Source organism: Bartonella sp. CL436QHHD, assembly GCF_042195105.1.
Taxonomy (GTDB): domain Bacteria; phylum Pseudomonadota; class Alphaproteobacteria; order Rhizobiales; family Rhizobiaceae; genus Bartonella.
This window is the reverse complement of sequence record NZ_JBHINR010000087.1, coordinates 1-9,854: the sequence shown is the minus strand read 5'-3', so window position 1 is coordinate 9,854 and position 9,854 is coordinate 1. Positions and strand designations below refer to the sequence as shown.

Below are 9,854 nucleotides of genomic sequence, written 5' to 3'. Positions count from 1 at the left end.
CTTGAATGGTTTTAAAGAGCTTGGGGTGATTGTTCGTCTAACAGAGCTTGCACGCGCTTTTGAATTCTGCGCATTTGTGGATAGTAATCCAATGCTGTTTCATAAGCTTTAAGAGCAAGTTTTGGACGCTCCGTTGCTTCCATGACAACGCCAAGTTCAAAAAAAGCACTATAATTGCGCGGCTCAAGTTCAAGAGCATGGTTGAGATCAAGCAGGGCAAGCTTGAAATCGTTCAGTTGAATGTGAATCCAAGCACGCCTTACCCAAGCTTCAGAATGAGTAGGTAAAAGTGCAAGAGCATTGTCAATATAATCAAGCGCAAGTCCATAATCATCGCTGTTGAGTGCATTTTCAGCCCATGACATTAAAAGATCAATCGTCTCACTCCCCGATTGGGACCATAAATGTTGAAGTTGTTGACTGATCTTTTTCGCTTTAGCAACATCAGCACAATATTTCAATTCTTTGAGTAAACGTGAAATTTCTGCTTCTTTGCGTTGCTTAACTCTGTCAACATGGGAAAGCTGCTCTTTGTCAAGATCTTCAAGAATAACCGCCGAGGAATCAGAATCGGAGGGCGTTGAGGAAGGGGGAGGAGAATTGGGAATAAGATCATCTAACGGTAAAAGCGATTGTGGAGAAGGCCGATCTTCAGGAAGAGAAGGAGGATTTTGCCCATAGCTCGAGGGAACAAAACAAAAAACGCCAACAAAAAAAAGAAAAAACGCGCGCTGAAAAATACAGAAAAAACGCAGCTGAAAAAATCGAAAGGCTTTTAAAAAAATAAAAGAATCCATAAAAACAAGCCCCCAAAAGATAAATCACCAAATATTATCAAATACTAGACTTGTAATCAACGGACTTATAACCAAAAAAACGCAAGAAAATCTTTTTAAGCCTACAATCAAAGTAGGCATAAAAACATTGACCTTAAAGAAATTAGCCCTAAAAGAATTAGCCCTGACGTGCTCTAAAACGTGGGTTCGTTTTATTAAGAATATAAACACGACCCTTACGACGCACCAAACGATTGTTACGGTGGCGCTCTTTTAGTGCTTTAAGCGAATTTTTAATTTTCATCATATTCACCGTTTAAATAGTTTACGTAACACAACACTATAATACTATAATACAACACTAAAATATAATACCACAACCCCAATAGACTGCTTACTCTATGAGCATTGCATTGCGATATCGTACTTGCATTATAACATCACACGATACACTTTTTCACTGTGATCACAAAAAGAAAAGCGCACTCTTAAGGTACGCATTAACACACTTCATTAGCACAACGATAAGTGAAAATTGCAAAAAAGTAGGAGAGATTTAACAAGAAGTCTTATTCTTGTCAAGGGTATATCCCTTACAAATTCCTTAGGGTGTGTTAATGGTTGCCTTGAAGGTAAAAATTTTCTCGTAAAAAAAGGACACAAAAAAGCACAAAGAGTGGAAAAAAGTAAAAGCCTTTTCAGCTTTAAACAAATAAGCTCTGTTAGGGAGTGTTGAAAGATCAGGAGCGCTGTTGAGCCGTTGGATTGTTGAAGTTGGTGTGGTTTTTTTGTCGTTAAGGGCAAGGGGGGCTTCTTAAAACGCAAGAGGCTTGTTTGTGGGGGCTCGTGAAGCCCTGTCAGGTACGTGCGCCGGCTGAAATGCTTGAAGTTGGGGGGAAAGAGGGGGAGGCGTTGGATTGTTGATTGGTGTGGTTTTTTGTCGTTAAGGGCAAGGGGGGGCTTCTTAAAACGCAAGGGGCTTGTTTGTTGCGGGCTCGTGAAGCCCTGTCAGGTGCGTGCGCCGGCTGAAATGCTTAACGTGGGGGGAAGAGGGGGCGCCGTTGGATTGTTGAAGTGGTGTGGTTTTTTGTCGTTAAGGGCAAGGGGGGGCTTCTTAAAACGCAAGGGGCTTGTTTGTGGGGGCTTGTGAAGCCCTGTCAGGTGCGTGCGCCGGCTGAAATGCTTAAAGTGGGGGAAGAGGGGGCGCCGTTGGATTGTTGAAGTGGTGTGGTTTTTTTGTCGTTAAGGGCAAGGGGGGGCTTCTTAAAACGCAAGGGGCTTGTTTGTGGGGGCTTGTGAAACCCTGTCAGGTACGTGCGCCGGCTGAAATGCTTGAAGTGGGGGGAAGAGGGGGCGCCGTTGGAATTGTTTCTTGTATTTGTGTACGCCGTGCCTATAGTTTCAAACGTCCCCTTATGAAAAATCTCATACCCTCAATATGGGCCTTCAATAACTGGGAATCACATTAAATACGTCTAGAAATATGAAAATAAGAATTATGGTATTTTAATACCACGTTTTTCACGATTTTTTTTATTTATTAATTTCTTTATTCCATTTTTGAATTGCTAAGTTTAGTCCTGTAAGCGCTTTACGGTACAGTTTTCGATATTTAATGGTAGAATAAACAAGCCAAACGGATAATGTTATTATTGCACAACCGCCAAGGATCCCTAGAATGCGTCCTAATATTATAGCTTCAGTCATTTTCTCTCCTTATTGTATTTTGATTAGCAACCGCTTCATCTAGTTGTTTCATTACTTTTTTCAGTTTCTTCTTTACTATGATCCGTAGCACCAAAAAGATTGGTATCGAACCGTACAGAATTAATGCGCATATCAGCCCGATTGCAGTTGCTACATTCATCTGAGGTTTATCCGCACTGCCTAATATTGAGAGGAAAATGTATAAACAGACGCTTATAAAAATTATGAATATAAACTCTCTCAGTGAAACAACACCAGCCTTTAATGTTTCCTTAACTTCTTTTTGGATATCGAGGACTAAGTCCCATTGAGAAGATGTATCATTTTGTTCTTTTGGTGATGCATTTGATAGGTTTGGTTTTGTCATGTTGATATTCGTTTGTTTCTTGAGGGTTTTGTTTTTTGATAAAGCGAATAACTCAGTTTCTCAGACTATTTTTATGAAATGAAAAAAGATTTCTGTACTTGTTATAATTATAATACGAATGACTTGCTACGTCTGTAGCGCATCTTCCTTTTATTATTATGAGGCATGTACAATTTTTCGTGCCGCTGTATAAAAGATTCGTTTTGTGAGTACAATTATATTTTATCACTAAACTACAGGCGAAGAGGCATTTAATATTGAAGTGTTTAGCCGGTTGAATTTACTTAAGAAAAGCTTGATTGTTGACAGATCGGCACAGGAATCTTCGTCCTTGAGCGCGGTTAGGCGCTCAAATTTGAATAACGTAATTTTATAGGGGAAAGAACGAAGGCGATAGACATAACGAAGGTGACAAATATTACAGATATTAAAGTGAGTGATATTTTAAACGGTTGTTGTTTTAGAGTGTAAGCTAAATTTACGGTTTTCTTTCGGTGTGTAGTTGTATGTTTATCTGCTATTTTAAGCTTTATTGCGAAATGAAATAAGGAGAGACGCTTCAAGCTCTAGAAAATACGACACAGGTAATATCGCCTTATGAGGGGAGAGAGGATATTGCTATGATGGATAAGCTTAGTACTGTAATTATATCTTTGACATGAAACTCAAGGGGTGGTGCGGAGCGGCGGCGCTTGGCACTTTTGTGAAAGAATGAACACAAGAAGGGAGACTAGAGGCAATGAGAACGCATTGTTAGAATGCTCTCTATAGGCTGCAAGAGGTAAGTTTATCCTCTAAAGGTTGGAATTAAAAGGCCTAAAGATTGGCATTAAAAGAAAAATGAAGGGGCTGCGTATGTTATGGGGGAATATTTATGCGGTGGAAGGTGGAGGGGTGATGAACTTGGGGGCTGGTGGATTGTTTTTAGCCGTGGGGGGACTTTTTTGAGAAAAGGAAGGGGAGCTGTTGGATTGTTGATTGGTGTGGTTTTGTATCTTTGAGGGTGGGGGCATGGAAGAGAAGGAGCTTGTAGGAGGGCTTCACGCCCTTTCAGGGCGAATTAAAAGGTTAGGGGCGCTGTTGAAGCCGCGGGATATCGGTGTGGGGTGAAGCTTTTGTTATGGGGGAATATTTATGCGGTGGAAGGTGGAGGGGTGATGAACTTGGGGGCTGGTGAATTGCTTTTAGTCGTGGGGGGACTTTTTTGAGAAAAGGAGGAGGAGCTGTTGGATTGTTGATTGGTGTGGTTTTGTATCTTTGAGGGTGGGGGCATGGAAGAGAAGGAGCTTGTAGGAGGGCTTCACGCCCTTTCAGGGCGAATTAAAAGGTTAGGGGCGCTGTTGAAGCCGCTGGATATCGGTGTGGGGTGAAGCTTTGTTTTTTCAGTTCATTGGGAGATAGTGTGAAAAAGCATTTGTATGTATGTGGGCTTAAGATTTGTTGGCTGGTCCCAATAATTGGATGACGTGCCCCATTTTGCGGTGGGGGTGAACAGTGCTTTTGCCATATAAATGGATCGAGGTGTGCTCTTGCTTTAGAAAATATTTTAACGTGCTAAAATTGTTACCAAGAAGATTGGTCATTTGGCAATCGCTATGGCGATAGGGACTGCCTAAGGGAAGTCCGCAAATAGCACGGATATGCTGTTCAAATTGTGAAGTTATGCATGCCTTTTGTGTCCAATGACCAGAATTATGGACACGCGGCGCTAATTCATTCACTAAAAGATGACCATCCGTTAAGACAAAAAACTCAATACAAAGAACACCAACATAATCGAGGGCATCCATGACTGTTAAGCTGATTTCTTGAGCTGCTTTTTGCACGTCAAGTGGAATATGGGATGGAACAAAGGATTTATGAAGAATTCCGTGTTTGTGTTGGTTTTCAGGGCAATCATAAAAAATATGTTCCCCTTGTTTTGTGCGGGCAGAAAGAACCGAAATTTCCGATAAAAAAGGAACTATTTCTTCCAAAATACAAGGCTGTTCCTGAAAAGTCCTTAAGGCTTCGTCAAGGGTTTGTTCATTGGGGTGATCAAGCTTGATCTGGTTTTTGCCGTCATAACCAAAACGACGCGTCTTTAAAAGACCACGTCCGCCTAAAGTATCAAGAGCGGAAAGAAGAGAAGAAGAATTGTCAATAGCGTGCCATGACGCGGTGCCAATCCCTTGATCACGCAAAAATTGCTTCTCAAAAAGTCGATCTTGCGTGATCTCTAATGCTTTGGAAGAAGGATAAACAGGCTTACTCTTTTCTACATATTGAACCGTTTGAAGAGAAAGATTTTCAAATTCATAGCTGACAACATCACATTGAGAAATAAAATGATCTAAAGCTGATGTATCGTCATAGGAGGAAACAATATGGTTGTTTGCTGTTTGAGCGGCTGGGCAATCGGCCTCAGGGCAAAAAATAACGGTTCGAAATCCTAATTCTGCGGCCGCTATGGCGAGCATCCGTGCTAATTGTCCGCCCCCGATTAAACCAATGACGCTGCCTGGAGGTAACATGGTGGAGGGAGTGGTGTTGGCTGAGGGAGTAGCGTTGGAGGAGAGAGTAGTGTTGGCTGAGGGGGCGGCGTTGGAGGAGAGAGTGGTGTTGGCTGAGGGAGTGGTGTTGGAGGAGAGAGTAGTGTTGGCTGAGGGAGTGGCGTTGGCTGAAGGGGTGGCGTTGGAGGAGAGAGTAGTGTTGGCTGAGGGGGCGGCGTTGGCTGAGGGGGCGTTGAAAAACGGTGCCATTTTAAACCTCCGTTACAGGCGTTTGGGCAACATTGGCTGTTTGTTGTTGACGCCAATCTTCTAATCGTTGGGCGAGATCATGGTCATAAACGGCCATAACGGCTGCGGCTAAAAGTGCTGCATTAATTGCGCCTGCTTTGCCAATTGCTAATGTGCCAACGGGTATCCCTGCTGGCATTTGCACGATTGAAAGCAAAGAATCTTGACCAGAAAGAGAATGAGAATGCACTGGAACGCCAAAAACAGGAAGAGGAGTAAGGGCTGCTAACATACCTGGAAGATGCGCTGCACCCCCCGCTCCGGCAATTAAAACTTTAAACCCTGCTTCTTTTGCTTCTTTTGCAAATTGATAAAGGCGTTCAGGAGTTCGGTGTGCTGAGACAATATGCGAACTATGAGAAATATCAAGACTCGTCAAAATATCTGCACTATGGCACATCGTTTGCCAATCCGATTGGCTCCCCATTAAAATCGCGACATCACATGATTTTTTCATCATTCACTATCCTTTTCAAAGGTTCAATGCGATTCTTTATCATTATTTTTTTAAAGTTTTATATTCTCTTTGCAAAGCCAATTGATGACAGAGAAACAGTTATTTTTCAAATAAGGTGGAAAGCTAAAAATTTAAAGGGGGAGACCAAGAGATGAAAAACTAAAGTATTGAAGGCATGAAGCACTTCTTTTTTTTGGGGGAGATGAATTTTGAGGAGAGGTGTTAAGGGGTGGTGTTGGATCCATGAGGCTGTTAAGCTTGCGGCATTGTAAAAGGGAAAAATATATTGGGAAAAATACATTGATTATAAGTTTTTTAAAAAAATGTCTTACTTTTTATTTGCTAAAATAAACAAGATCACCATATGATATAAAATCTGTTGCAATTTGAAACATTGCTTATGAGAAAAAGAGATTTTTATGGCGAAAATGCGTTGCAAAGTGAGGATATTCTTTTGAGAAATAAAGATATTCTTTTGAGAAATAAAGAGATGTATATCTCTCGATTTCAAAGCCTATTTATTTTGTTGTTCAAGTGATTCTTTTGTGAGTGGGGGGATATAATCTTTATAATTGTCAATATATATTTAACAATGGCTGATATTAAGGGGAAGCGAATAATCAACGCTTTTGTGCTTTTAACGCTTTTGTTGAGATCTGTTTCTTAGCGATTATATCGTTTTTCCCTTAAATATAATGGCAATATCAATCGCGAATGACGAATTGTGAATAATAAATCTATGGTCTCTTTTTTGCCCAATTTTGTAATATGGTGAACGCTGAAATAAATAAGAGTTAAACAACGGATGTAAAGGAGATTTAAAAGCTATGTTTCTTCCATTTTTAATCGCTTTAGGTACTGCTGTAACGACTATGTGTGGTAAAAAAAATATAAGTTATGCTTTGTGGGCAATTTTATTCGTTGTCATTCTTCTCACTTTCAATCATCACGCAACTTCTACTTTAAATTTATCTTTTTGAGAGAATAGCCATGGAACATGTTGAACAAAAAAACCCTCACTTCGTCATCTTTATGAATACGCTAGGACTCTTTGGGTTATCCATTGTCTTGGTGGTGGCTTTTTATTATCAATTGGTAAAGTTTGAGTTACCTTGTCCCCTTTGTTTGCTGCAGCGCGTTGGATTGATACTGGCAGGTTGTGGGTTCTTGCTCAATATTCACCATAAGGTGAAAAATACCCATTATGGTATGGTTATTCTCGGTTGTATGGTAACCAGTGCTGTGGCAGCACGACAAGTGTTTTTGCATATCACACCCGATGATTTAGGATACGGTTCAACGTTTTTTGGATTGCATTTTTATACTTGGGCTTTCATTATTTCTGTCCTTTGTATCTTTGCTGTCTCATTTGTCATGATTTTAGGCGAATTGGCACACAAGTTCAAAGAATTTTCTCCTTTTCCAGTCTTGAGTAAAGCAGCAAGTTTCTTATTTGTATTTTTGATTGCGGCAAATTTGATTTCTACCATACTGGAATGTGGTGGTGGGCAATGTGCCGATGATCCTGTAAGGTATGAGTTGTTATCAAGTTGGTTCCCTTCATAGTTTCGAATTTGTTTAATAATCCCTCATCGTAATTTTTATTGTTAAAGAGGCGGAATATTTAAAAATCCGCTTCTTTTTTATTTATTGGGAAGACATTTTAGCAAGATTGTTCGATAATCTGATCTTTTATACTAACGCTGGCTTTTATGAGCGCTGGCGATTGATATTTTTTTTTAGCGAAGACTTGTACTGTGCACCTTTTATGCTGTCTTTTGAGAGAGATGAAGGGATTGATTGGCTTGGAGGCGTTTGTAGAGAAGCCCCGGACTGCTGAGCCACGTGGGTTAAGAAGCCTCGTTTTTTTAGAGCATTAACGATAAAAAATTTTTGTTCTTGATTTTTCGTAACATTGTGTTAAATAAGTTTTTGTATTCATTTTGGTGCTTCTAAAGTGTTTTTATTGCTTCTAGAGGGATTAATTTAAAATTTTGAAAGTTATGTGAATAATTTTCTGCAGAGGTTTGTTTATTAGAGGCAAACCTTTTTTTTTATCTAACTTTTAGATGTTTTCTTTCAGTGTGAAGCCTTTTTTGAGAAAAAGGTAAGCGTCTTGATGATGCCTCTTTTTTTATTAATATATTGATTTATAATGATAAATAACCATTTTTAACGTAAAGAACTTCGCTGAATATAATAAAATTCCTCATCACCAGTTCTCTCATATTAAATCAATTAAAATTACTTGCTTGTACATCATAAGCGGGGGGCATGTGGGGCAAAACTGTACAAGAAAGGCATGCCTTTAATGAAGAGTCTCTTGAACCGAAGGCTGTCTGCAACATTGGGAGCTAGTAGAGTTTTTGTGATGATGCCGGCCTCGTTCTTCCATAAGCGTAAACTTGTTTCTCCATAAGCGTAAAGATAAGGGGGCTGAATGGATTTTATACACTTCATGGGGGCTTACCATTCCTTTACGGGCGGCGTTTTGCAAAATGGGTGTGATGAGCGTTGAGAGATCTTTCTTTAAAATAAGCGTGTGAATATGCAACGCAAGTCTATTCCTTTTGGTGCGTTTTGTATTACGAAAAAATATTGACTTATAAGGATAAGTTATCGTTGCGAATGTTGAATGAGAAAAACGAAAAGCTTCTCTCATCTCAAACTTTCTTATAGTCAATTAATTAAATGTACTCTTCTACGTTACAAAAAGCACTGGATGTAAATAAAAATTCTTTTAAAAGTCGTAAAATGCTTCTTACAATCCCTTTTGATCGCTAGAATTTGTCAAAAAATTTTATGCTGGTCAATACAAATAATAGGGCAGTTTATATCTATGATTTAAGTGAAAATAGGGGGGATTTAGATGAAAAGGGAGGCGAGATTTTAATGACAGTTGTTGAATACGTTATTGTGTAATGCATTTTTTACAGATTTTCTTCTTTCTGTAAATACGTAAAAGCGTAAAAACGGGAATATGTAAAAAAGGAAGCTGGGACTTTATGCGTGGTGTGTGATTTTATCATGGCATGGAATGTGGAGAGAAGATTGGGGTGTGGGGATGAAGAGGTGGGGGTGTTGATGGGAGAGGAGAGAGGGGGTGGGGTGAAGAGTCTTATGAAGGGAGGGGGAGTTGGGATGAAGAGGTGGGGGTGTTGAGGAGAGAGGGTGTGGGGATGAAGAGTTTATGAAGGGAGGGGGAAAGTTGGGATGAAGAGGCGGGGGTGTTGACGAGAGAGGAGGGTGTGGGGGTGAAGAGGTGGGTTGTGTTGATGGGAGAGGAGAGAGGGTGTGGGGGTGAAGAGGTGGGTTGTGTTGACCAGAGAGGAGAGAGGGTGTGGGGAAAGTTGCTTTTGAAGTGAGATTGACCGGTGCTTTGTGTGATCTTACTTTAGGATAGCGAAGGGGCAAGAATATTTTAAAATAGGACGTATCTGTCGCGTTTGATGCAACATCATTCTTTGTGGTGTTGTGATCTGAAGTGCTTGGGGGAGATTGGCTAGGCAAGAAGCTGTATTGTTGACAAACCTATGTTTACAAAGTGGTGCGAGGGGAATTTGAAAGTTTCATTTGGCTGCTTTCTGTAAATGTGGAGAAGCATCAAAACGTTGATCCGTAAAATGTAAAATGATGCGGAGGATTTATGCTTTGTGTGCGCTTTTGCTTAATCAGAAATCAACCATAAGATTGCTTTTTGTTTTTTCGGCTGGAGCTCTCTAAAATTTTTCAAAAGTGAATGTTCTTTTTCGCTGTATGTTTCTTGA

Annotated in this window: 11 protein-coding genes and 1 pseudogene; 4 read left to right on the top strand and 8 right to left on the bottom strand. The window is 40.2% G+C overall.

Annotated elements, in window-relative coordinates; genetic code table 11:
• Positions 1–11 precede the first annotated feature (11 nt).
• Both ACFIKN_RS09420 and ykgO read right to left on the bottom strand, forming a co-directional pair.
• The gene (locus tag ACFIKN_RS09420) at positions 12–797 is read right to left on the bottom strand and encodes a tetratricopeptide repeat protein (protein ID WP_375631458.1); all 786 of its coding nucleotides are present in this window, start codon (positions 795–797) and stop codon (positions 12–14) included.
• A 157-nt stretch (positions 798–954) separates the two neighbouring features.
• Positions 955–1,080 carry a type B 50S ribosomal protein L36 gene (ykgO, locus tag ACFIKN_RS09415; RefSeq protein WP_004863016.1) on the bottom strand — a complete coding sequence of 42 codons (126 nt, stop codon included), beginning with the start codon at positions 1,078–1,080 and terminating at the stop codon, positions 955–957.
• Between the two features lie 770 nt (positions 1,081–1,850).
• Between ykgO and ACFIKN_RS09410 the strand changes: the two genes are divergently transcribed.
• Positions 1,851–1,997: a hypothetical protein gene (locus ACFIKN_RS09410; RefSeq protein WP_375658318.1), complete on the top strand. Its 147-nt coding sequence runs from the start codon at positions 1,851–1,853 to the stop codon at positions 1,995–1,997.
• Positions 1,991–2,245, top strand: coding sequence for a hypothetical protein (locus ACFIKN_RS09405; RefSeq protein WP_375658317.1), 255 nt, complete (start codon positions 1,991–1,993; stop codon positions 2,243–2,245). Before ACFIKN_RS09410 ends, ACFIKN_RS09405 begins: the two co-directional genes overlap by 7 nt.
• A 64-nt stretch (positions 2,246–2,309) precedes the next feature.
• Here ACFIKN_RS09405 and ACFIKN_RS09400 read toward each other — a convergent pair whose 3' ends face one another.
• The 4 genes from ACFIKN_RS09400 to purE all read right to left on the bottom strand — a co-directional run bounded on the left by ACFIKN_RS09400 (position 2,310) and on the right by purE (position 6,090).
• Positions 2,310–2,483, bottom strand: a complete 174-nt coding sequence (locus tag ACFIKN_RS09400; protein ID WP_375637692.1) for a hypothetical protein — start codon at positions 2,481–2,483, stop codon at positions 2,310–2,312.
• Positions 2,476–2,850, bottom strand: a complete 375-nt coding sequence (locus tag ACFIKN_RS09395; protein WP_273790838.1) for a hypothetical protein — start codon at positions 2,848–2,850, stop codon at positions 2,476–2,478. The genes ACFIKN_RS09400 and ACFIKN_RS09395 overlap by 8 nt, the downstream gene beginning before the upstream one ends.
• A gap of 1,430 nt (positions 2,851–4,280) precedes the next feature.
• A complete protein-coding gene (locus ACFIKN_RS09390; RefSeq protein WP_375658316.1) occupies positions 4,281–5,591 on the bottom strand; it encodes a 5-(carboxyamino)imidazole ribonucleotide synthase in 1,311 nt (436 codons plus the stop codon).
• Position 5,592: 1 nt separating this feature from the next.
• Entirely contained in the window at positions 5,593–6,090 is a 498-nt protein-coding gene (purE, locus tag ACFIKN_RS09385) for a 5-(carboxyamino)imidazole ribonucleotide mutase (protein WP_375658315.1), read from the bottom strand.
• 824 nt (positions 6,091–6,914) lie between these two features.
• Here purE and ACFIKN_RS09380 point away from each other — a divergent pair.
• The gene (locus ACFIKN_RS09380; protein WP_273790835.1) at positions 6,915–7,067 is read left to right on the top strand and encodes a DUF5993 family protein; all 153 of its coding nucleotides are present in this window, start codon (positions 6,915–6,917) and stop codon (positions 7,065–7,067) included.
• A gap of 10 nt (positions 7,068–7,077) precedes the next feature.
• A complete protein-coding gene (locus ACFIKN_RS09375) occupies positions 7,078–7,653 on the top strand; it encodes a disulfide bond formation protein B (RefSeq protein ID WP_375631463.1) in 576 nt (191 codons plus the stop codon).
• A 742-nt stretch (positions 7,654–8,395) separates the two neighbouring features.
• Here the strand turns inward: ACFIKN_RS09375 and ACFIKN_RS09370 are convergent.
• Positions 8,396–8,749, bottom strand: coding sequence for a hypothetical protein (locus ACFIKN_RS09370; protein WP_375654327.1), 354 nt, complete (start codon positions 8,747–8,749; stop codon positions 8,396–8,398).
• 1,005 nt (positions 8,750–9,754) lie between these two features.
• Positions 9,755–9,854, bottom strand: a pseudogene (locus tag ACFIKN_RS09365) (transcriptional regulator); the annotation flags it as partial.

Bases quoted from the DNA above. Each gene is read 5' to 3' on its own strand.
- ACFIKN_RS09420 (WP_375631458.1), bottom strand. From the start codon at position 797: ATGGATTCTTTTATTTTTTTAAAAGCCTTTCGATTTTTTCAGCTGCGT.
- ykgO (WP_004863016.1), bottom strand. From the start codon at position 1,080: ATGAAAATTAAAAATTCGCTTAAAGCACTAAAAGAGCGCCACCGTAAC.
- ACFIKN_RS09400 (WP_375637692.1), bottom strand. From the start codon at position 2,483: ATGACTGAAGCTATAATATTAGGACGCATTCTAGGGATCCTTGGCGGT.
- ACFIKN_RS09395 (WP_273790838.1), bottom strand. From the start codon at position 2,850: ATGACAAAACCAAACCTATCAAATGCATCACCAAAAGAACAAAATGAT.
- ACFIKN_RS09390 (WP_375658316.1), bottom strand. From the start codon at position 5,591: ATGGCACCGTTTTTCAACGCCCCCTCAGCCAACGCCGCCCCCTCAGCC.
- purE (WP_375658315.1), bottom strand. From the start codon at position 6,090: ATGATGAAAAAATCATGTGATGTCGCGATTTTAATGGGGAGCCAATCG.
- ACFIKN_RS09380 (WP_273790835.1), top strand. From the start codon at position 6,915: ATGTTTCTTCCATTTTTAATCGCTTTAGGTACTGCTGTAACGACTATG.
- ACFIKN_RS09375 (WP_375631463.1), top strand. From the start codon at position 7,078: ATGGAACATGTTGAACAAAAAAACCCTCACTTCGTCATCTTTATGAAT.
- ACFIKN_RS09370 (WP_375654327.1), bottom strand. From the start codon at position 8,749: ATGAGAGAAGCTTTTCGTTTTTCTCATTCAACATTCGCAACGATAACT.